Below are 21,564 nucleotides of genomic sequence, written 5' to 3'. Positions count from 1 at the left end.
CCATCGCCTCTCGAAGAAGAGGCGATACGGCGGGCGGGTGGCTCGGCAGAGCCATCGCCTCTCGAAGAAGAGGCGATTCGGCGGGCGGGTGGCTCGGCAGAGCCATCGCCTCTCGAAGAAGAGGCGATTCGGCGGGCGGGCCGCCCCGCAGGGTCATCGCCTCTCGTAGAAGAGGCGATTCGGCGGGCGGGTGGCTCGGCAGAGCCATCGCCTCTCGAAGAAGAGGCGATACGGCGGGGGGGCCGCCCCGCGGGGCCATCGCCTCTCGTAGAAGAGGCGATCCAGACGGTGCGCAGCTCCGCAGGGCCATCGCCTCTCGTACAAGAGGCGATACGGCTGGCGCGCGGCTCCGCGGGGGCCATCGCCTCTCGAAGAAGAGGCGATCCGGCGGGCGGGCCGCAGGGCCATCGCCTCTCCCAGAAGAGGCGATCCCACTGGTTGAGAGTCCAGCGCTTAAAGCGACAGCTTCGCGAAGGCGGCCAGCATCTTCGCCAGCTCTTCGCGCGTAGCCGTGGACTTCGGCGCGAAGGCGAAGCCTGCGCCGCCTGCGGCCGGACGGCCGGAGACGATGCCGGCGCGCTGCACGGCCTCGACGGCCTGCGAAGCATAGGCCGGGATCGCGGCGGCGTCCGCGAACATCGCAGGTGCCTGCGCGGCCGGCAGCGCGATCCCCTCAGCGGCGGCGAACTTCACGAGCATGACCGCCAGGTCCGCCCGGGTCAGCGCGGCGCGCGGGTCGAAGCGGCCTGCGCCCGTGCCGGTCACGATGCCGTTGTCCACGGCCCATGCGACGGCGCCGGCGAAGTAATCGCCGTTTTTCACATCGTCGAAGCCGGATGCCTTGCCTTGATAGGCAGCGAGATCCGCGTCCGCGATCCTGGCGAGCATAAGCGTCAAGTCGGCACGTGTCACGCTGTGCTTCGGCGCGAAGACGTTCTGTCCGACGCCTTCGAGAATGCCGCGCGCGGCCAGGTACGCGATGTCGTTCACCGCGAAGCTGCCGGCGGTGTCGGCGAACGAACGGTTTTCGTAGCCGACGCCGTACATCGAGAAGTGCGAGACGGAGAAGCGGAGCGTTCCCGATGCGGCATCGTAGACACCGCCTGGCAGCGTCTTGATCCGTCCGTCGTCTGCGATGTAGCGGACGACGATGCCGGAGGCATTTTCATTAGCCGACTTCACGTAAGGCAGCTCGATCTTGACCTTGCCGTCGCCGAATTCGTGTAGCGGCTTGCCGTCCGCCGACAGCTTCAGCTCGATGACCGGCCGGTCGTCCACCGCCGCTTGCACGCCGCTGCGCGCGCTCTCCGGCAGAGACGAAGCCGCGTCTGTCCCGGTCAGCTTGCGAACCTCTAGCTTCAGCGCGCCTTTGCCCGCCGCCGCGCCGATCGCTGCGATGGCGTTCGCGTCGAACGACAGCGTCGCTGCGCCCGTCTCGACGGTCAGCGTCTTGATCGCGCCGCTCGTCAGCTTGGCGACGGCTTCCGCCGGCAGCAGGGCGACCGCTTGCGAGCCGTCTCCTGCCGAAGCGCCGGACAGCTTAACGACCGCGGTATTGCCGTTCAGGTTAACCGTCACGCCTCCATACGTCTCGGTCTGACCGGACGGCGACGGCGACGGCGTAGGCGTCGCGCTCGGCGCAGGCGTCGGCACGTAAGGACCGCCGGCGGAAGTCACCGTAGCGATAGCTTCCGCCTTCGCGTAACCGTCCGCCGTGACCGCCGAGATCACGGCGGTGCCGGCCGACACCGGCGTCACGCGGCCCTGGCCGTCGACCGTGGCCACGGTCGGGTTCGAGCTGGTCCATGCGACCGTCGTCGCCGAGCCGTCGGCGGCGGCCGCCGTCGCCTTCAAGCTGCCGACGGCGCCGCCCGCGGTCAGTGACAGCGTTGAACGGTCGAGCGCGATCCTGGAGACGTTCAGCTGCAGCACCGACACCGTACCGCCGACTTCTTTGGCGACCAGCAGCAGGGGATAGCCGGTCGGACTGTCCGCGGCCGGAATGAACTCCAGTCCTTCTGGCCCGCTGTCCGTGTTGACATTGGCGCCGGCCGAGAAATTCCGCGTGTTCGTGTAGTTCAAGAACTGCGGCTTGCTCGGATTCGTCACGTCGTACGTCATGACGCCGCCGATTCGCTCAAGTCCGGCGAAGGCGAGCGTCCTCGTGCCGACCGTTCCCGTTTTCACGTCCTCGGGCTCCGGTCCCTTTTTGCCGCTGCGTTCGTCAATGCCCGTCTTGCTGCTGCTGTTGCTGGCGTTGAAGTTGTTCGGATAGCGCTGCGCCGTGATGCGCTCGAAATCGCTGCCCGTATCCGATACCTGCTTCATCGTAGACGCATCCCAGATCGAGAACGAACGGCCGCCGTACAAATAAATGCTGTCGTTGCCCATGTCGCTCATGACTTCGACGCCGTCGTATCTTGTCGTACCCTTCAAAAATTTCGCTGCCGCGGAGTCCGGATCGAGGCTACCCTTCGTCGCCTTGATCGTGCTCGCCGTGACGCGATCCTCCCACTCCGTCGCGTCGCCTTCGTTGCCGGTCACCAGGTACGTCTTGCCGCCCGCCTGGAAGGAGGCGATGCCGTCCGGCATATACACGCCGTAGAACGGCACGTTTTCCAGTTGAATGGCGCCGTCTTTGACCAGGTCCAACCGGTTGGCCGGGTCGTTCAGATCCTTCAGTCCAAGGCCCTTCACCCACAGCACCTTGCCCGCAGCGATATCGATCGCGGCAACCGCATTGTTTTCCTGCAAAGTCACATAAGCCGTGCCTTCGTCGGAAGAGAGCGCGATGTACTCCGGCTCAAGGTCGTAAGCCGCGTCCGCCTTCGTGCCGCTGCCGGTAATTTGTTTTGTCGCGGGATCCGCCGCGCCGCGGATATGCACGTCGTCCGCGATGACGGAAGGATCGTCGAACTTGACGTGCTTGACGGCGCCCGTCTGCGTGTCCACGATCGTGATGCTGCCCTCGGGATCGTGTCCTGCCGTGCGCGGCTCGCCTTCATCCGCGGTCAGGATATACCTGCCGTCCTTCGTCGACTTGATCATGTCCGGCTGAACGCCGGTCACATAAGAAGCGAGCAGCTTGCCGTCATAGTCGAGCGTCAAAATTTTGCCGGGCTTCATGCCGTCTTCTTCCTGCACGGATACCGCGATCCGCTTGGCGGCCGAATTGATGTCGACGCTGGTCAGGTCGCCGTAGACGAAGCCGTTCGTCTCGGCCAGCTCCTTCACTTCGACTTCGCCGGTCTGCTTCGGATTCGTGCCGTCGCCCAGCTCGACGATCTTCAGCGAAGGCGGGTCGCCCGCGCCGTCCACCAGATAGAACTTGCCGTTGTCCTTGTTGTACTTGACGATCTCGGCGACGCCGCCGTCGTCGTTGGGCTTGTCCGCGATAAAGCCGCCCAGCTTCGTCACTTCGATGCCATTTTCAAAAATCGCGCCGGTCGTCGATTCGTTGACCTGCAGCGTCACGCTGGCGGAAACCTCCTTGGATGCCGGATAAACCGCGTCCTTCACCGACAGCTTCACCGTCGATGTTCCCGCTGCCAGCGGAATGCCGGTGATCTTGCCCTTGACCGCGTCGAGCTTGAGGCCTTCGGGAAGTCCTTCGGCAGCAAACGAAAAGGGCGCGGTCCCGCCGTACACCGCGATCGTCGCGGAATAAGGCGATCCGACGTAAGCCGCCGACAGCGCGCTCGTGCGAAGCTCAAGCGGTTGGACCACCGGCTTCAGGTGCGGTCCGACAACCGCCAGATCGATCGAGCTCGAGGAATAATCGATTTGAACGAAGTCGGACTGGTTGTTGTCGGTGTCTTTGCCGCCCACGCGGCGAATCGCTTTTTTCTTGGACGTGCCCTGGGCGTCTCCGGTCGGGTAAGCCGTCTCGTAGCCGTCGATGTCGCTGCCGCTGTCGTTGCTGCCGGTGCCGACCATATCGACATAGCCGGCGGACTTCGCTTGGGCGCCGTCGACGTTGAACGGATTAACCGCCGTCAGCAGTGTCCGATTGTCCACGAGAGCGACCTTGAGACCTTTATTATTAATAAAACGGTCCCACGTCAGATCGACTCTTCCCATCAGGTCGACTGCTGGCGTCGCCGCGCCGGTCGCCTTGCCCGCGATGACAAAGTAGCCGCCCGCCGGAATCGTTCCGGCAAGATTGAACTTTTCCCACCCCTGCGTCGGGCCGGTCTTGGCACTGCTGCCTCTGTCCGCATACTGCAGCGACCAGCCGGTCAGGTCGACGGCTGCCGAAGTCGGGTTGTACAATTCGATAAAGCCGTGCGAAGCCCAGGCATCGGAAGCGGCGGCCAAGCCCGCGCCATATACCTGATTGATCACGACATGCGGCACCGCGACATCGTATTGTCCCGCATCGTTGTAAGGCGTGCCGGCCGCAGCCGCCGCGGCCGACGCCTTCCCAGCGCCTCCCGCCGATCCGATCGTGCCCGTCAAAATCGCCGCGGCCGCGATCATCGCCGTACGTTTTCGCCAATGCTTCAACATGAAATAGAGCCCTCCCTATGTAACGTTACACTTCATCGTAGTGAAGAAGTATTAACGCAGTCATGCGCTGTACGTTAACGGGAGGTAAAATAGCGCTCGCAAATACAAAAGACGCGACCTCCGCCGTAAAAGCGGAAGCCGCGCCCGGGAAACCGTTCGTTCGATCAAGCCGATACGTCGCGCTTCGTGAACACCGTCCACGAAATGACGTTAAAAATAATGAAGTACACCGCCAGCACGCCGAGCGAAAAGGCATAGGTCGTCGGGTAATCGGGGAGCGGAACGTCGCCGTTCAAGTAGACGGACAATCCCAGATGAGGGAACAGCACGTATTTGATCCATGCCTGATCCGTCAGCGACAGCAATCCGGTGATCATGCTGCCGGCGAACAGCAGGAACAAGGACAATCCGATCGCGAGGCCACTGCTGCGGAACGCCGAGGACAGCATGAAGCCGAAGGTAACGACCACGATCAACGTGATGAATTCGTCCAGATAGTACCGTAGCGCGTACGCCCAGGGCGAGCTGCCCGCGAGCGGCGAATTGTCGGAGATCAGGTTGGCCGGATTCGCCGTATAACCGAAGGCGACGACGTTGGCGAGCCAGGTCACGGCAAACCCGACGATCGTGAACAGCAGCGCGAACAAGACGATCGCGATGAACTTGGACAGCAGAATCGACGAGCGGCTCCACGGCCGAATGAGCAGCAGCTTGATCGTGCCGCGCGAAAACTCGCCCGCGACCGTCTCGGAAGACTTGACCACCGAGAAAATCGTAATCAGGAGAAACAGGATCTGGGATTCCAGCATCATCGCTTCCCAGTTGTTCGCGTTGTTGTCCTCGGCCAGCAGCGCAAAGGCGACCGTGAACAGCAGCGGAATGATGACCGTAATGCCCAGCATGATCCAGGTGCTGACCCGACGGTATATTTTCATATTCTCGTTCTGAACGAGATTCCAGAAGCTAGCCAATGGTCTCACCCCCGGTGACCTCGAGGAATTGATCCTCGAGCGACTTGAGCTTGACGCGGATGCCGTAGACCCGGATCCCCGCCGCGACCAGCCGGGCGTTCATGTCGGCGATCGTCTCGCGGTCGGCCGTCACGCTGAAGCCGCCTTCGGCGAAGCGCGCGGAGCCCCGCCCTTCCAGAACGGTCACAGCCTCGCTCGGGCGGTCGACCTCGAACAGCACTTCCTCCAGTCCTGCGGCAGCGCTCGCGGATTCGGCGCGCAGCGAACGGATATCGATGAGCTCGCCTTTCTGGATGATGGCGACGCGGTCGCACATGAGCTCCATCTCCGAGAGCAGGTGGCTCGATACGAATACGGCCGTGCCTTCTTCCCTGGACAGCTTGCGCAGATAGTCGCGCAGCTCGCGGATGCCCGCCGGATCGAGACCGTTGGTCGGCTCGTCCAGGATCAGCAGCGCGGGACGGTGCAGGATCGCCTGCGCGACGCCGAGCCGCTGGCGCATGCCGAGCGAATACTTTTTAACTTTGTCATGAATGCGGTCCTGGAGGCCGACCAGCGAGACGACCTCGTCGATGCGGGCCTTGGTGATGCCCGGGTTCATGCGTCCGAAGTGAATCAGGTTCTGATAGCCCGTCAGGTACTTGTACATCTCCGGGTTCTCGACAATCGCGCCGACGCGGGCGATCGCTTGGGGAAAGGATGTCTTGACGCTGTGGCCGGCGATCGTGATATCGCCGCCCGACATCGTGATCAAACCGACCATCATGCGGATGGTCGTCGTCTTGCCTGAACCGTTGGGGCCGAGGAATCCGAACACTTCGCCGGGATTCACGTCGAGCGTGAGACGATCGATGATCGTTCGGCCGCCAATGCGCTTCGATACGTTCTGCAAGCTGACGACGGGCGCTTGGGACATGATTTCTCCTCCGTATGTAGATTTGTAAATCTTCACCATTATAGCAAATGTCGACAGGCGCGGCCAAAAAAGAAAAAAGCGCCGCGCGCGGAGGAACGCGGGAGCAAGGGGAGGGGACTAAAGGAGGGGGTATCAGGCCCGGAGACTGCCGTGCGGTCAGACGGCGGAATGGAGACGTTCGACAAGCGAAAAACCGCGAACGCCGACGAACGCGGAAGTACTTGGTCAATGCACGCCTTCTACAGACGATTCAGACGATTCGCCGTAAATGAACCGTTCGATGCTGTCCGCGACGCATTCGGGAGCTGCCGTCGAATTGTCGACGTACAAGACGGCATTCGACGGCAGCCGCCAGGCGACCGTTTTGCGGCCGAGGCCCAGGCTGAACCGCTCCCAGTGCTCGAGCTTCCATTGATCCAGCGCGCCGCCTCTGCCGGCGATCCGCGCTTTGTAGCGCGACTCGTCCGAGAGGTAGACGGACACGACCTTGACCCGAACGGCTTCGAGGCTCAGGCCCGTCCGGTCAAGCTCGGATCGCAGCCAGCCCGGATCGTTCAATTCCCGGGAAAACGGACCGATCACGATGGTATCCGTTCCGAGCGCCACGTTCTCCAGCGCGGCGTCCATCGTGATCCGATAGCCGAGATCCCGGCACAGCGACTTGTAGTCCTCCGAATCTCTGTCCGCAGGATCGAACCCCGCCTGGGTCATGAGCGCTTCGGCTGCCGGCCGAAGCAGCGTGTCCATGTCGAACAGGGCTGCACGCCGCGCAGCTGCAACCCGCTTGGCCAATGTCGTCTTGCCCGCTCCTGCACTGCCCACCACGAACACCAAATTTGTCATTGTCCCAATCCCCCGCATGTCCCATTTCATATCATTATCGGGTCGGGAATGCATAGGGTCAAGCGGGCGGCCGGTGCGCCGCGCTTGTCGGTCTTCGCAGCTAGATGGCGATCATGTCCGAGAGCGGCGTGCGCCAATCGTCGCTTTTCTGCAACCTCAGCAGCTCCGCCGAGCTTCCTGTGTCGCTAAGACCATGCCTGGCGCAGCAGCTCCTGCAGCAGCCAAGCGGGTAGATGACCGTGTAATAGCCCGACTTAAAAAGCAATCTCGCTTCCTTCATTCCGATCAGCTCGTTGCATGCCACGCAGTAGAATTGACCTAGAATCATGCGAGCCGCCTCCCGTTCTTGACTCAGGATTTCATTACACGCTCTGTAACATATTGATACATTTCGTATCTTATTACTTGATCTTACTTACCCACTCCGAGCTTGTCAAGCACCAATGTATCGTTTTCAAAATAACCGTCCCATTAATGATAGCGCTTTCTTTAATGGATAAAAGAAAATCTACCGCCGCAACACCTGGTCCAGTTGCGAGCGGTAAAGCCGATGAATGCGGCTTTGATGCGGGCAAGCCTTCAGAATCAGCGCATTGAGGAGCCGAACGAGCAGGATCGTCTCCATGGCGCCGGACGCGAATCTTACGCCGTAGCGGAATCCGTATTCGTCTTCGCGATGCCAGACGAGCTGGCCTTTGATCTTCATCGACATGCCCTCGAGCTGCCATTCCATTCGGTATATCGCGTCTTCCCGCACCGGAAAGCGAAGCCCTGTCCGGAAGGAGCAGCCTCCCGGGCTGAGGTCGACGAGTTCGACCGCGGCCGGAGGCAGCACCGGCCGAACGTGACCGATCCGGACGATATGAATGCTAGCCAGGACCGGCCCGGCCAATCGCAGGCGAATCTGCCGGCGCTGCTCCAGCCTCGTATCCGACAGCGTCAATACACGGTTGAACGGCCCGGATTGTTCGGATGAATCGAGCGTCATTATACACCCTCCTTCATAATCGATTTGCGGCGGGCCGACCGGATCGCGCGGGCGACAGCCAGGACGATCGCGGTCGCCAGCAGCCCGCCGACGACGTCCAGCAACACGTCGATCGGTTGGCCGGTCCTGCCGGCGACGCGCGCCTGATTCCACTCGTCCAGGCAGGCGGCCGTCGCCAGCAGCGCGGCCGCCGTACTCAATCGAAGCAGCGCGCGCGGCGCGAGACGCGGCAGCGACCTGAGCGCGATATACAGGCTGGCGCACAGCAAGGCGTACCAGAAGACGTGCGCACCCTTGCGAAATAAAAACTCGATGAACTGGTAAGGCGCCTGCTTGGCCGACAGCAGCGAATGCCCGTACCGAAACGAGATGTCGGGCAGCATGCCGGACAGGCGAAACTCCGAGATGTGACGCCGCAGCAGCGGGACGATCGTCTGCTCGCCGTACGTTTGCGAGGAGAACCAAAAAATAAGTGCCAGGCAAGCGACGGCCGGCAGCGCCTGCGCTAGCTGCGCGACCTTGACGCGGCTCATGCCTCCCGCCCTCCCCCGTCTTTGTCGCGAAAAGGGGGCGACGATCTGCGTCGGGTGTTCATCGGAACGACGGACAATCCGTTGACGCAGTAGCTCAGACGATACAGCATATCGTGGGCTTTTTTCTTGCCGTAAACCGCGCAGTACGTACCGCCTTTATAATGCAGGCCCCATTTGACGAACTTGTTCTTGCCAATCGGATATCACTCCCCTCCGCCGACAGACGCATGGTCCTTCCCGTCCCAGGCCGTCTCTCTGACATCCTCGGCGGACAGATCCGCTCCGATCTGAACCTCGACCAGCGTGAGATCCGTCAGGGCGAGCATGCCGTGCTTGGCCCCCGCCGGAATGTGCGCGACGTCGCCCGCCCGCATTTGGCGCCGGCTGCCGTCCAGCAGCAGCTCGCCCTCGCCCGACGCGATCGTCCACGTCTCGCTGCGAAGCCTGTGCGCGTGGTACGGCAGCTGCTTGCCGGCGTGCATCCGGATCAAGCCCACCTTCGTGAGCGCATCTTCCCCGGATACGTTGCAATCGAGCACCCGGTAGGAACCCCACAGGCGCTCCTCGAACATCGGCTCGTCGTCTCTGTTTCCGACCATTTCCTTCACCTTCGGACTTTTTTGTTTGTCCGCCACCAATATGCCGTCCGGACTGGCGGAGACGATCACGTTCGGCAGCCCGAGCAGCACGATCGGCAGCCCCAGCTCGTTGACGATATGCGATCCCGTCGACGCGTCGCACTTCGTCCCGTTGCCGATGACGCCCGTCTTGATCTCTTCGGTGAGCGTGTTCCACGTCCCAAGGTCCTTCCAGCAACCGTCGTACGCCGAGACCGCGATCGAATCGGCTTGCTCGACGACCTCGTAATCGAAGCTGATCTTGGGCATTCTGTCATAGCTCCGGACCAGCTCTTCGTAGTTAATGGGCAGCTGCTTCTCGATGAGCAGGTCGATCAGCATGCCGAGGCGAAACGCGAATACGCCGCAATTCCACAGCGCGCCCTCCGCGATCAGCCGCTTCGCCTCTGCCTCGGACGGCTTCTCCGTGAATCGGCCGACAAGCCGCCAGGGCGACGATTCCGCAAAGCCGGCGTCCGCGTCCGCGGGCTGCGGGACGATGTAGCCGTATTTCTCTGAAGGGTGCAGCGGCTTCACGCCCATCAGCGCAAGCGGCGCCCCCGACTCCTGCAGCACGCCGTCCAGCTCCGCGACGCGGTCGAAAAAGCGATCCTCGACGTACGGATCGACCGGCAGCACGGCGACCGTCTCCTGCAGCGAGACCCCTTCGATCGCGTACAAGTACACGGCCGCGAGCGCGATCGCCGGAAACGTATCGCGGCGATGCGGCTCGAGCACCATCGGCACATCCCCGAGCTGCGAGCGGATCATCTCCGCCTGGTTGCTGCCCGTCGCGATATAGGCGTCCTTCGCCAGTCCCGACGCGCCGAGCTGGCGCCATACGCGCTGGACCATCGATTCCATCGTGCCGTCGTCACGCTCGAGCACCTTCAAAAACTGCTTGGACCGGGTCTCGTTGGACAGCGGCCACAGCCGCTTGCCCGATCCTCCAGACAATAAAATCAGCTTCATACGACCGCTTCCTTTCTTTGTCCCGCCGGACTTGCCGCCGGCTGCTCGCTGGCGGACAGCGCCGCGGATACGGCGGCCCGCATCTCGCGCTCGAACCGCTCCTCGCCGAAGCCCGCCGCATACGCGCGGATGCGCGTCGAATCCCATGTCCACGACTGGAAGCCGAGCAGCGTTTTGGCGAGCGATTCGCGCGTCTGCTTTTCAAAAAACAGGCCGTTCAGGCCCTGCCGGATCGTATCCTGCGCGCCGCCCTCCCGGTAGGCGATGACGGGCCGTCCGCAAGCGTTGACCTCGAGCGGCGTAATCCCGAAGTCCTCGACGCCCGGAAAAAGGAGCGCCCGGCATCCGCGCATGAGACGCTCGACTTCGCCGTCCGGCAGACGTCCGAGGAAGGAGACGTTCGGACCGGCCAGCCGCTTCAGCCGCTCGCGATCCGGGCCGTCGCCGACGACGACAAGCCGCTCGCCGAGCAGGGAGCAGGCCTCGACGGCAAGATCGATCCGCTTGTACGAGACGAGGCGCGACACGACGAGATAATAGTCGCCGGCTGCGCGCTGTTGCGCGTCCGCGCGGTCGAACCGCCCCGTGTCGACTGGCGGATGAATAATGCTCGCCTGCCTGCCGTAGTGGTCTCGAATCCGCGCCTGCACGATGCTCGAGTTGGCGATCAGTTCGTCCACCCCCGCGGTGTTCGCCGCATCCCACCGGCGCAGCGGCGATACCATGAAGCCCGACAGCTTTTTCAGCGCCGCGGGTACGTCCATATCCTTTACGTAGTTGTCGTAGTCCCAGGCGAACCGCATCGGCGTATGGCAGTAGCATACATGGACGGCGCCTTCGGGCACGCGCACCCCTTTGGCGTACGCGCTGCTCGAGCTGATGATCAGATCGAAGCCGCTCAGGTTCATCGAGCGCACTGCGAACGGATACAGCCAGAAAAACAGCTTGAAGCGCTTGTTGATGCCCGGTATGCGCTGCATCCACGTCGTCCGGATATCCGCCGACCGCAGCTCCTCGGGCAGCCTTTCCCTGTCCGCGATCGTCGTAAAGATCGGCGCGTCCGGATACATGCGCCGCAGCGAGCAGACGACGCGCTCCGCGCCCCCCATCTGGTTCAGGTAGTCGTGCACGATCGCCACCCGCGGCCCGGCGGACCGGACGGGCCGCAGCTCGCGATAAAGTGCCTCGACCTTGGCGACCGTCGACGCGATGCCGAACTTGCGGCGCGCCCGGTCGTAAGCCGCCCGGCCCATGGCGAGTCTGCGCGCGGGCTGCGCGATCAGCTCCCCGATGCGGTCGGCCAGCGCGCCGACGTCGCCGACCTCGTAGAGCAATCCGCTCGCGCCTTCGGTCACGATCTCGGGAACGCCGCCCGCCCGCGTGCCCACCACCGGTATCCCCTCTCCCATCGCCTCGATCAGCACGCGGCCGAACGGCTCGTTGTCCGAACATAAGACAAGGAGATCCGCCGCCCGGCAGATCTCCCTGATATCGCTTCTGAAGCCCGTAAATACGACGCGTCCCGCCAGGTCCGCCGCCGCGGCCATCGTCTTGAGCCGCTCGGCGTACGCGATGTTTTCCTCACGGAACTTCGGCTCGCCGACGATCCAGAGCTGCGCGTCCAGCCCGCGCGCGAGCAGCAGCCGGAGCGCTTCGATCGCGTCCTCCTGCCGTTTCCACGGCGCGACCTGGCCGATGATCGTCACGACGACCGTGTCCGGCGAAGCGCCGAGCTCGCGCCGGATGCGAACGCGATCCGCCTCGCGTTCGGCTTCGTCGGCGTGCTCGAGGGCGACGCCGTTGTGGATGACCGTGACGAGCTCGCGAGGCGCGCTCCGCACAATGCCCGGAGCCGGGCTTCTCGCCGTCCTGCCGGCCAGCTCGCCCGTTCCTTGCCTGACCGCTTCGGAGATGCAGACGAGGGAAGACGCGCTGCGCGCGGCCACGGCTCTCACCAGCTTCCCGACCAGGCCCTGCGGCATATGGTCCCGGATATGCCAGACGACGGGAAGCTTCTTCGGCCTGGCGAACAAGGAGACGATCAGTCCAGCGCGGATCGAGTTGGCGTGAACGATGTCGAGCTCCAGCTCCCGGATGAGCTTCGCCAGGCGCCTGCCTTCGGCGGCCATGCCGAACGCATGGCGGAGCAGCCGCAGCGGATTTCGGGTCAGGCGCGCCCGATAGCCGGGCACGACGGCGTACGGAATCCCTTTGGCCCACGCCCGATCGGCCAGTTCGCCGGCCGGCCCCAGGAGCACCGCTTCGGCATCCTGCAGATGGCTTGCCATCGTGAGCAAGCTGATCTCCGCGCCGCTGACGTCGGAGGTATGGTTGTAATAGCCGACCTTCATTGCGCCGCCTTCCTCCCCCGCTCGTGAATAGCCTGCAAAAACAAATCTTCGACCTGTTCCGCGACGCGCAGCCACGTATACCGCTCCAACACGTGTTTGCGGCAGTCCGCGCGATCCGGCAGCGGCGTCTCCCGCGCCAGCACCCGTCCGAGCAAATCCGCCATCGCTTCCGGCGAGTCGTCCTCGAACAGCAGGCGGCCGTCGAAGCCGCCGAGTATTTCCTTCGTGCCGCCGTTCGGCGTGCCGAGCACCGGGGTGCCGCAGGCGAGTGCCTCGACGGTGACGAGCCCGAAGCCTTCCAGCGTCACCGTAGGCACGACGGCGACATCGGCAGCCTGGTACCAGCGCACGAGCTGCTCGTTGCTTACCCGCCCCGCGAATTTGACGCGGTCCCGAAGTCCAAGACCGGCGGCCAGCTCCTGGAGCTCGGCTCGGATGGCGCCGTCGCCAGCGATGACCAGCACGGCTTCGGGCCGCTCCGGCGCGATCGCAGCAAACGCGCGGATCAGCCTGTCGACGCCCATCCGCCTGACCAATCGTCTGACGCAAAAAAGAACCCGGTCGTTTTCCGCGATTCCGAGTTCTTTCCTCACACCTTCGCGATCGACGGCCGGCTTGAAGCGCTCCGTGTCGACCGCCCCCGGGACGATATGGATCCGGTCGCGCCCGATGCCGTATTCCTCCGACAGGACGGAGGCAAAGTAGCCGCTGAGCACGACGAACTTGTCGGAGCGTTGATAGGTAAGCGATTCGAGCGACTTTTTCAAACGATACTTGATGTGCTTCGCCGAGGCGCCGCTGCGGTCCTCGACCTTCGACTCGCTGGCCCAGGGGCCATGGAAATGGGTCACGATCGGAATGTCGCGCGGCAGCTGGCCTCTGCCGATCAGCGCGGCATAAAGCGCGAAGTGGGGATTGTACACCTGCGGCTTCCAATGCCGGCTCTGCATGCCCACCGCCTGGCGGAATGCGCGCATCCGGTCCCAGGTGCCGAAGCTCCCTTTTTCCCGGAGCACCTCCGCTATATAAGCAGGGGCCGACGCAAGGTCGCCTCCCGCCGTTACGAACGCGCGCAGGTCGTGGCCTCTATCCCGCATCGCATGCGAATAATCCGCGAAGTACCGATTCAATCCGCCTGGCGAATGATCGATCCAGCCCATGCCGGTCGTTAAAATATTCATTCGGTTCCCGCCCTCCAACTCGTTTTGCCTCTACCGCCTCTACCGCCTCTGCCGCCTTAGCCGCTTCCGCACAGCCATTTAAGCTCGTCGACGATGTCCGCCCGGTTGGCGATCCCCGCCTTGGCGTCCGCTGCGCCGCCTTCGCCAGTCCGCACGATCGCATCGGCCAGCCGGGAGACGTCGCCCCGGGGCACGACCGCGATCCCGTCCATGTACCGCCGCCACTCGCCGAGTCCGCCCGAATCGTAGACGATGACGGGCTTGCCGCGCCGCCTCGCCTCCGGCACGACGAGCCCCGCGGGCTCGGGCCAGATCGAAGGCACGACGACGACGTCCGCGCGGTCGTACCATCCGTCGACTTCGCTGCCGGCCACTCTGCCCGCGAACCGGACGCGATGGTTCACGGCCAGCTTTTCCGTCAGCTGCTTCAGCTCTCGTTCGTACCAGCCGTCGCCAACGATCGTCGCGTGTACGTCGAAGCCGCGGACGTCGAGCTCGCGGACGGCCTTGACGAGATCCTGCACGCCCTTGTAATGCACAAGCCGGCCGACGTACAGCACCTGCAGCGTCTTGCGTTCCCTAACCCGGTGCACGGGAGGCATCGGGAGCAGCGCGCTTCCGAGCGTATTGTCGACGATCCGGATCGCGCTTGCCGGAATGCCGTCGTATACGAGCATGGCCCGCATCGCGTCGCTGACCGCATAGATGACCTTGGAACGGCGCGCCGTACGGGCGATCCGGCGGGACAGGCCCATTTTGCGAAGCATGATCCACGGCTCGACGTTGGAGCCGCACCGTCTCGCGTACCAGTTCACCATGCAGCCCGCACCGAACGGCTTGCAGCAGATTTCGTCCGTATCTCTGAACAACCGGGTGCCTGCCGGGCATAAAGGCGCGTGGAACATCGTCGCGAGCGGATAATCGGCGGACAATCGCTCGGCCGCCTGCAGCGTCCGGTTGCCGCCGTGCCACAGCACGATATCCGGCTGAAACTCGGCAGCAAGTCCGATCCACGACGCTTCCCCGTCTCCGAGCGGCCTGGCGTCGGCGATATAGTCGTCCCAGCGCAGCCCGGCCTCCTCGATGAGCGGCGCCGCGATCAAGACCTGGTGACCTTCGCGGTCGAGCCGGGCCGACAAATCGTGCACGAATCTTTCCGTTCCCCCGAGCCCGGGAAACTTGTCGATCAGCTGAAGGATTCTCATGCTCTGTCCAATCTCCGCGTTTTTGACGTCTTGAACAATTGCAGCAGCCCTTGCCAGGTGCCCGCTTGCGCCGGCCAGAACGCCCGGAGCACTTCGCGCTCTCCCCGAACGAGTCCGTATCCCGTGCGGAACAAGCCGGGCGCCCTGCGGTCGCCGACCAGGGTGGCGTACAAGATGCGCGCCGGCGTCCGAATCGGACCGCCCCCCTGCCTGAGTATGCCGACATGAAGGTTATAGGCGGCGTTGCGGACGGCTTCGGGAACGATTTTGCCGCGCTGATCCGCGTCGAAGCGCACGGCGGGGAAATGATCGACCTCGATGTTCGGATCGTAGATCAGAAAATAGCCCTGCTTGCGCACATGAAGGCAAATATGCACCTCGATATGAACCTGCGCGCCGCTTCCCTGCAGACGCTCCGGGAACCGAAGCAAGCTGCGGCGGAACGACATGTTGACACCTTTGAGCACATCGACCTTCCTCGGTCCGCCGGCGCCGATATGGTGATTGCCGTGCAGCTTGCCGTACCAGGTTACGATGCCGACAACCGTGCCGGGAGCGGCCTGCGCCTGCCCTTGCTGGATATCGCGGCCGCCGACGCCGCCGACGCGCTCGTCCTCGTATGCCGCGGCCATGCGCTCAATCCATGCCGGCCGGGGGATCGCGTCGTCGTCGGTAAACGCGATCACATCGCCCGTCGCCTCGGCGGCTCCGGCCTTCATCGCCGCGAGCATGCCCGGCTCGCTTACGATCGCTCTCTTTTTGCGGTAAGGGGCAGCCGTCGACAGCCAGTCGCCTACCGTCGCGAGCGAGATTTCATCCGTGTCCCTGCAAACGACGACGACCTCTTTGGGCTGGCGCGTCTGGCTGTCGATCCCTTCCAGGCATTTGACCAAATCCGCAATGCGCCGATAGGTCGGGATCACGATCGATACGGTTACCATGCGAACCTCTCCTTCCTTTTATTGTTTGGCCGCCAGCGCGCTTTTTCTGCGGGCGTAGGCGGACCGATAGCGGTTCAACAATTCGGGCAAACGTCTGATATCGCTCTTGTGCACCAAAAACAACCCGCGGATTCGCACGCCTTCCCGCCGGAGTACGGCGACGTAGACGCCCCACTTCAGGAGCGAGGCGATCACGATGCCCCAAGCGGCGGCTGTCGCGCCGGCGACGGGCATCAGGACGAGCAAGCCGAGCAAGCCTCCCCCGACGCTCGCCGCTTCGGAGATGCTGACCGTATTGAACCTGCCGACCGTGTGCAGGTAATACATCATCATCTGGCAGCAAATCCGGATCGGCGCCACGCAGAGCAGAAGCGCCGCCATGCCGATCGCAGGCTTGTATTCCTGGCCGTAAAGCAACGGCAAGGCAAAGGGGAGCAGCGCGGATACAGCAACCGCGAAAACGGCCGTACCGTACAGCATGAGGGCATGCATCCGCTCCACTTTGCGCTGCCGCTGTTCTTTGTCCATGTCCATGAGCTTGGGCAGCAGAAATACGTTTAAAGCGCCGAACAATACGGAAGGAAGGATGCCTCCGATGCTGCTCGCTACCGTATACAAGCCCAGCGCGTAGGGAGACAAAGCCAGCGACAAAATCAACTGGTCGAAATTGCCCCCGAAGATGTTGACGAGAGAGCCGCCGTAGATTTTGACGCCGCTGCCCAGCAATTCCTTGCCGCTGGCCGCGAACGAGCGAAGCGTCGGCTTCAGGCTCTTGATCGCCCAGAACGTCGCCAGCGCCATAAGCAAAAAGCTCCAAAGGACGATGAAGCCGATAACGAGGTTTCGCGGATTCAAATTCCCCGTCGCCTCCAGCGCCACGATGACGAGCAGCGATCCGATCGGACTGAGCGCGCGAAGCGCCATGACGCGCTTGAATTGGTTCAAGCTCTGCAATGTGCCGATCAGTCCGTCCGCCAGCACCGCAAACGGAACGCTCAGCATGGCGATTCTGGCGTAGTTCAGTCCCTCGTTCTCGCCGTTCATGAGCAGCGGCAGGATCGATTCCCCGACGATAAGCCCGACCAGTCCGAACGATAGGCCCAGAATCAAATAAGAGCCGAACAGCTCTCTTTGCTTGTCGGCATGCTTTTTGCCCAAGTAGATGATCGCGCCCGGCAGCCCCAATGCAGACAGACCGGTAAGCAAGCTTGCCCATCGCGTCGCGGCGGCGAATTCGCCCCGGCCGTAGGAGCCCAGCCACCGAGCCATCATGATGCCCGTCACCAGGTTCAAGACGAGGACGCCGATATTCAGCGCGAAGCTGGACAGAAACAGTTTTTTCATGTTTTACGTTTCCTCTCTCGCCGGCAATGCCATGCCCGTAAAAAGCCAGAAAATAACCGCGCCGATGCCGTTGATCTCTCCCCCGAACAAAAATGACGCCAGAAGGTTGACGATCATCAGAAGACCGAGCACCCGCGTACCGTTCGTACGGATGCCGCCGGCGATCAGCTTCCAGTGCCTGTACAAGGCTCTGAAAAACAAAACGCCTCCGATAAGGCCGAATGTCGCAAAAATGCCCAGGTAGCCGTTGTCCACCGAGCCGAGGCCGCTGAACGTCGAACCGCCGTCCAGCATCGCGCTTCTCCCGATGCCCCCGAAGCCCGTGCCGAATGGATGGACGGCCAGCTGCGGCAGCGTATGGAGCACGATTCCGATCCGCGCGTTCGCCGAAGTATCCTCGTCCAGGCTTCCGAACGTGGAGACCCGGTCCGCCATACTCGCGCCGCCCGGCAGATAGGGAAACACAAAGTAAGCCGCGCCCGACAAAAAGACGATCGCCGCCAGCATGCGAAACCGGCTCGCCCCGCTGGCCAGCAGTACATACGCGACGAGACAGACGATCAGCGTGACCCACGAGCCCCGCACGAGCGTGACGGAAAGCGCGGATATGATCAAGACGATGCCCGGCCAGCCGAACGGCTTGCGATAAGCTTTGGAGACGATCGCCGGCACGAGCGCGGACACCAGAAAGATGGCCAGCGTCGCCGTAGCATTCAAAGTCGAGAACGGACGGAAGCTAAGCGGTTCGGGGATGCCCAGAGAGGCCATGCTGGCGCCTTCCATCCAGAATCGGTCCCAAGGAGGCAGGACGAGATACTGAATCCAGGCATAGGCGGAGAGCAGTACGGCCATCGCTACGTACGACCGGATCCACCCGGTCTTGCGCTCCTCAGACGGAGGCTTGGCCAGCAGGTACAGCAAAATCGCGAGCGGCAGTACGTAGTTGCCTACGCCGTAAATGCCCGCCATTTTATTGAGCAATATGCCGACGCCCGCGGCATAAATATAGGGCGCCAAATACGCCTTGAAAATTCGCGCCGCCGGTTTGGCCAGCACGACCTTTTCCCTGAAAATCGCGAATACGAGCAGCCCCGTCGCAAGCAGCGGCGTCAAGGTGAGGATGGACAGGGTCGAATACTGTCCGTTCATCCAGTCGTACAGCCTGCGAATCTCCGGCGACACGACCCAGACCAGCATAATATACGGAATCAATCTAGGAGAATCGCCGGAAGCCAGAATAAATCCGGGGAGAAGCACGGCGAACATGATGGTGGCCTGCACCAGCATTTCTCCGTGGGAAATGGCGAACTTGCCCAGCCCGATCGAGATCAGGACGCCAAGCGCCGTTAAGACCAGGATGCGCAGCCATGCCGGGAAATAAGACAGCGCGAGCTTCGGAATATCCATCATAGCCTCGCCTCGTGAAGCGAGCGCTTCGCATCCCGCTTGTCGCCGGCCAGTCCGACGAACTCGTCCAGCAGGTGCTCCCAATCGTGCCGCTTCGCCCACTCCAGGGCGGGAATCGTCCAACGGTCCAGCTCTCCCGATTGCGCGGCGCCGCTCTTCAAAGCCTGGATCAACGCGTCAGCCAGCTCTTCATCCTTGACGATCCGGCCGTAGCGTCCGCCCTCCAGCACCTCTTCCGCGCCCGGATTGGACGTCGTGACGACATGCGTGCCGCTGGCCATCGCTTCCAAATACGGAATGCCGAATCCCTCGTAGGTCGAGGGCATGCAGAAGACATGGGATTGCCTGTAGAGGACGGCCAGCTGCTCCTGCGACGGCATCTGAACGTATTCGACGCCCTCCGCCGGCTGGCCCGGATCGCATACCATCCACAGCCGCGCGTCCGGCAGCGCAGGCTTGATTCTGGATACGAAAAGATCCAGCAGCCATCTGCCCCGCTTGCGGCTATCGAGCGCCCCCACGAACAGCAGCGTCGGCCGTTCGGCCTTCTCGCCCGGGTAAAAAACCCGCGTATCCACCGGCAAATGAACGATGCGATCCTTTTTCCGATGGAAGTAGAGCTTGCGGGAATCCGCCGAGTTGAAGAGCGTCGCGTCCGAACGCGCCGCCGCGACAAGCTCGAGCCCATAGAGCGCGGCCAGATTCACCTTTCTCAGCCATCGCTTGTTGAACTTCAGCTCTCGCCTCGCGCTGCCGTGCATGATGCGATACCACGGGGTGCCGGCATGCTTCATCGCCCAGTCGTCTCCGCTCGACAGCACGAGATCGAACGCGCTGAAGTCGATCGCTCTCGCACGCCAGGGAGCCTGGTAGTATCTGTGCAATCTCCCCTTGCCCGCGCTGGCGCCGGGAACCTGCACGACGCGGTAGCGGGCGTCCGGCAGCGGCTCTCTGACGGTCAGGGCGGTCACGTCGTGGCCCCGCTCCGCCAGCATGTTGCACAGCCGGTGGTTGAAATGGCTCACGCCGCCCGTCCGCTCCGTCAGGGCAGGCAGCTCGAAGGCGACGACCGCCAACTTCAAGCTTTTTTTTGCGTTCATGATCATCATCCTTTAGGAGATCAGGGCCGGCATTCTCGTCCCTGCGCCGATGCCTATGTATTCCACTTCCCGTATGAACGACGCCGGCATCGCGTTGCGGCCGTCGATGAATAGCGGGCGTCTCATTTTCGCGGCTGTCGACGCGCCGTCAAGCGACGTGTACTCGGACCACTCGGTCACCAGGATCGCGGCGTCCGCTCCCGCGATCGCTTCCTCCGCGCTGGCAGCGGCATACACCGTCGGCGACAGAACCCGGAGCGCAGCGGGCAAAGCGACCGGATCGTGAACGCGCACGGACGCGCCTTCATGAAGCAGCGCTTCGACGATGCCCAGGCTCGGCGTCTCCCGCAGGTCGTCCGTTCCCGGCTTGAACGACAATCCCAGCACCGCGATCGTTTTCCCGCCAAGGTCGGGATATTCCCGCTTCAGCTTGTCGATCACGACCGTTCGCTGCAGCCGGTTCACCTCGATGACGGCCGACAGCAGCTTAAAATCGTAGCCGCTCTCGCCGGCAATAAATCGAAGCGCCCGCGTGTCCTTCGGAAAACAGCTGCCGCCGTAACCGATCCCGGCTTGAAGAAAGGCGGGGCCGATGCGCGAATCGCTGCCGACGATGGCGGCAATTTGCTGGATATCGGCGCCGATGCGGTCGCTTAGATTGGCCATCTCGTTGATAAAGCTGATTTTCATCGCCAAGTAGGCGTTCGCCGCGTACTTGCCGATCTCGGCGCTTCGGACGTCGACGGAGATGAAGGCAGAGCCGGTTCGATCGTCCGGCCGCGGCAGGTAAGCGGGCGCATCGAAGCTTTGCCCTTCGAGCGGGGCGTACATCCGTCGCAGCGCTTCGACTGCGGCGTCGCTTCCGCCGACGACGATTCTTTCCGGGTATAACGTATCGTGGACGGCCCTGCCCTGCCTTAGAAATTCAGGGTTCGAGGCCACGACGACCTTGTCCGCCATCCCCCTGTCGGCCGCGCGAGCGGCGATGCGATCGCAGGTGCCGACGGGCGCCGTGCTCTTGTTCACGATCAGCGTGACGTCCGGCTTGAACGCCAAGCCGTCGAGGATGGCTTCGACCGCGGATTCCAGATGCGCAAGCTCGGGCGATCCGTCCGCGCGCGGCGGCGTCCCCACGGCCAGAATGACGACGTCCGCTTCGCGAACCGCGGCTTCGCTGTCGCAAGTGAAAGAGATCCGGTCCTGCGCGTCGCGGATCAAGCGCTGCAAATGCTCCTCATGAAAGGGCAATCGTCCTTCGCGGATGCCCTGGATCTTTTTCTCGTCCACGTCCGCGCAGACGACCCGATGGCCGATATACGCGAGGCAGGCTCCGGTCGTCAAACCGACGTACCCCGTTCCGAGTATCGCTACCTTCATACGAATTCGTTCTCCTTTCAATTGCAAAGCCGGATCGGCGGACGGGACTCAATAGGCATCGTTAGGCAGCACCATCACCTTGACCGTCCGCAGCATGAGCGACACGTCCATGCCGAAGCTGCGATGCCGGATATAGTGCAGATCGAGCTCCAGCATCTGCTCGAAGCTCAGTGCGTTTCTGCCGCTTACCTGCCACAACCCCGTGCATCCCGGCGTGACCACGAGCCGCAGCTTGTCGATCGGACTGTAATTTTCCGCTTCGCGCGGCAGGCAGGGCCTCGGCCCGACCAGGCTCATCTCTCCGCGCAG

General features: G+C 62.9%; 17 protein-coding genes. All 17 read right to left on the bottom strand.

The window, feature by feature from the left end; translation table 11 throughout:
• Nucleotides 1–453: 453 nt before the first annotated feature.
• Nucleotides 454–4,509 carry a choice-of-anchor I family protein gene (locus KVT38_RS16935; RefSeq protein ID WP_217594917.1) on the bottom strand — a complete coding sequence of 1,352 codons (4,056 nt, stop codon included), beginning with the start codon at nt 4,507–4,509 and terminating at the stop codon, nt 454–456.
• 164 nt (nt 4,510–4,673) lie between these two features.
• Complete coding sequence (locus tag KVT38_RS16930; RefSeq protein ID WP_368859114.1) at nt 4,674–5,489, bottom strand: ABC transporter permease; 816 nt, start codon at nt 5,487–5,489, stop codon at nt 4,674–4,676.
• Nucleotides 5,473–6,396 (bottom strand): ABC transporter ATP-binding protein, encoded by a 924-nt coding sequence (locus KVT38_RS16925; RefSeq protein ID WP_217594916.1) that lies wholly within the window; start codon nt 6,394–6,396, stop codon nt 5,473–5,475. Before KVT38_RS16925 ends, KVT38_RS16930 begins: the two co-directional genes overlap by 17 nt.
• 225 nt (nt 6,397–6,621) lie before the next feature.
• The gene (locus tag KVT38_RS16920) at nt 6,622–7,239 is read right to left on the bottom strand and encodes an AAA family ATPase (RefSeq protein WP_217594915.1); all 618 of its coding nucleotides are present in this window, start codon (nt 7,237–7,239) and stop codon (nt 6,622–6,624) included.
• 100 nt (nt 7,240–7,339) lie between these two features.
• Nucleotides 7,340–7,567, bottom strand: a complete 228-nt coding sequence (locus KVT38_RS16915; protein WP_217594914.1) for a hypothetical protein — start codon at nt 7,565–7,567, stop codon at nt 7,340–7,342.
• A 180-nt stretch (nt 7,568–7,747) separates the two neighbouring features.
• Complete coding sequence (locus KVT38_RS16910; RefSeq protein ID WP_217594913.1) at nt 7,748–8,227, bottom strand: PilZ domain-containing protein; 480 nt, start codon at nt 8,225–8,227, stop codon at nt 7,748–7,750.
• The gene (locus KVT38_RS16905) at nt 8,227–8,760 is read right to left on the bottom strand and encodes a VanZ family protein (RefSeq protein WP_217594912.1); all 534 of its coding nucleotides are present in this window, start codon (nt 8,758–8,760) and stop codon (nt 8,227–8,229) included. Before KVT38_RS16905 ends, KVT38_RS16910 begins: the two co-directional genes overlap by 1 nt.
• A 203-nt stretch (nt 8,761–8,963) precedes the next feature.
• Entirely contained in the window at nt 8,964–10,349 is a 1,386-nt protein-coding gene (locus KVT38_RS16900) for a sugar phosphate nucleotidyltransferase (protein ID WP_217594911.1), read from the bottom strand.
• Entirely contained in the window at nt 10,346–12,700 is a 2,355-nt protein-coding gene (locus KVT38_RS16895) for a glycosyltransferase family 4 protein (protein WP_217594910.1), read from the bottom strand. Before KVT38_RS16895 ends, KVT38_RS16900 begins: the two co-directional genes overlap by 4 nt.
• Nucleotides 12,697–13,881 (bottom strand): glycosyltransferase family 4 protein, encoded by a 1,185-nt coding sequence (locus KVT38_RS16890; protein WP_217594909.1) that lies wholly within the window; start codon nt 13,879–13,881, stop codon nt 12,697–12,699. The genes KVT38_RS16895 and KVT38_RS16890 overlap by 4 nt, the downstream gene beginning before the upstream one ends.
• 56 nt (nt 13,882–13,937) lie before the next feature.
• Nucleotides 13,938–15,086, bottom strand: a complete 1,149-nt coding sequence (locus tag KVT38_RS16885) for a glycosyltransferase family 4 protein (protein WP_217594908.1) — start codon at nt 15,084–15,086, stop codon at nt 13,938–13,940.
• On the bottom strand, nt 15,083–16,027 hold the full coding sequence (locus tag KVT38_RS16880; RefSeq protein ID WP_217594907.1) for a glycosyltransferase family 2 protein: 945 nt from the start codon (nt 16,025–16,027) through the stop codon (nt 15,083–15,085). The genes KVT38_RS16885 and KVT38_RS16880 overlap by 4 nt, the downstream gene beginning before the upstream one ends.
• 18 nt (nt 16,028–16,045) lie before the next feature.
• Entirely contained in the window at nt 16,046–17,371 is a 1,326-nt protein-coding gene (locus tag KVT38_RS16875; RefSeq protein ID WP_217594906.1) for a lipopolysaccharide biosynthesis protein, read from the bottom strand.
• A gap of 3 nt (nt 17,372–17,374) precedes the next feature.
• A complete protein-coding gene (locus KVT38_RS16870) occupies nt 17,375–18,781 on the bottom strand; it encodes an O-antigen ligase family protein (RefSeq protein ID WP_217594905.1) in 1,407 nt (468 codons plus the stop codon).
• Nucleotides 18,778–19,878 (bottom strand): glycosyltransferase family 4 protein, encoded by a 1,101-nt coding sequence (locus KVT38_RS16865; RefSeq protein ID WP_217594904.1) that lies wholly within the window; start codon nt 19,876–19,878, stop codon nt 18,778–18,780. The genes KVT38_RS16870 and KVT38_RS16865 overlap by 4 nt, the downstream gene beginning before the upstream one ends.
• Before the next feature lie 12 nt (nt 19,879–19,890).
• Entirely contained in the window at nt 19,891–21,255 is a 1,365-nt protein-coding gene (locus KVT38_RS16860) for a UDP-glucose dehydrogenase family protein (RefSeq protein WP_217594903.1), read from the bottom strand.
• A gap of 48 nt (nt 21,256–21,303) precedes the next feature.
• Nucleotides 21,304–21,564, bottom strand: a 261-nt coding sequence (locus KVT38_RS16855; protein WP_217594902.1) for a sugar transferase, incomplete at its 5' end; no start/stop codon positions are given.

Source organism: Cohnella sp. GbtcB17 (genome assembly GCF_019091135.1).
Taxonomy (GTDB): domain Bacteria; phylum Bacillota; class Bacilli; order Paenibacillales; family Paenibacillaceae; genus Cohnella.
Note: the sequence above shows the minus strand (reverse complement) of the source record. Positions and strands in the feature narration are given on the sequence as shown.

Bases quoted from the DNA above. Each gene is read 5' to 3' on its own strand.
- KVT38_RS16935 (WP_217594917.1), bottom strand. From the start codon at position 4,509: ATGTTGAAGCATTGGCGAAAACGTACGGCGATGATCGCGGCCGCGGCG.
- KVT38_RS16925 (WP_217594916.1), bottom strand. From the start codon at position 6,396: ATGTCCCAAGCGCCCGTCGTCAGCTTGCAGAACGTATCGAAGCGCATT.
- KVT38_RS16920 (WP_217594915.1), bottom strand. From the start codon at position 7,239: ATGACAAATTTGGTGTTCGTGGTGGGCAGTGCAGGAGCGGGCAAGACG.
- KVT38_RS16915 (WP_217594914.1), bottom strand. From the start codon at position 7,567: ATGATTCTAGGTCAATTCTACTGCGTGGCATGCAACGAGCTGATCGGA.
- KVT38_RS16910 (WP_217594913.1), bottom strand. From the start codon at position 8,227: ATGACGCTCGATTCATCCGAACAATCCGGGCCGTTCAACCGTGTATTG.
- KVT38_RS16905 (WP_217594912.1), bottom strand. From the start codon at position 8,760: ATGAGCCGCGTCAAGGTCGCGCAGCTAGCGCAGGCGCTGCCGGCCGTC.
- KVT38_RS16900 (WP_217594911.1), bottom strand. From the start codon at position 10,349: ATGAAGCTGATTTTATTGTCTGGAGGATCGGGCAAGCGGCTGTGGCCG.
- KVT38_RS16895 (WP_217594910.1), bottom strand. From the start codon at position 12,700: ATGAAGGTCGGCTATTACAACCATACCTCCGACGTCAGCGGCGCGGAG.
- KVT38_RS16890 (WP_217594909.1), bottom strand. From the start codon at position 13,881: ATGAATATTTTAACGACCGGCATGGGCTGGATCGATCATTCGCCAGGC.
- KVT38_RS16885 (WP_217594908.1), bottom strand. From the start codon at position 15,086: ATGAGAATCCTTCAGCTGATCGACAAGTTTCCCGGGCTCGGGGGAACG.
- KVT38_RS16880 (WP_217594907.1), bottom strand. From the start codon at position 16,027: ATGGTAACCGTATCGATCGTGATCCCGACCTATCGGCGCATTGCGGAT.
- KVT38_RS16875 (WP_217594906.1), bottom strand. From the start codon at position 17,371: ATGAAAAAACTGTTTCTGTCCAGCTTCGCGCTGAATATCGGCGTCCTC.
- KVT38_RS16870 (WP_217594905.1), bottom strand. From the start codon at position 18,781: ATGATGGATATTCCGAAGCTCGCGCTGTCTTATTTCCCGGCATGGCTG.
- KVT38_RS16865 (WP_217594904.1), bottom strand. From the start codon at position 19,878: ATGAACGCAAAAAAAAGCTTGAAGTTGGCGGTCGTCGCCTTCGAGCTG.
- KVT38_RS16860 (WP_217594903.1), bottom strand. From the start codon at position 21,255: ATGAAGGTAGCGATACTCGGAACGGGGTACGTCGGTTTGACGACCGGA.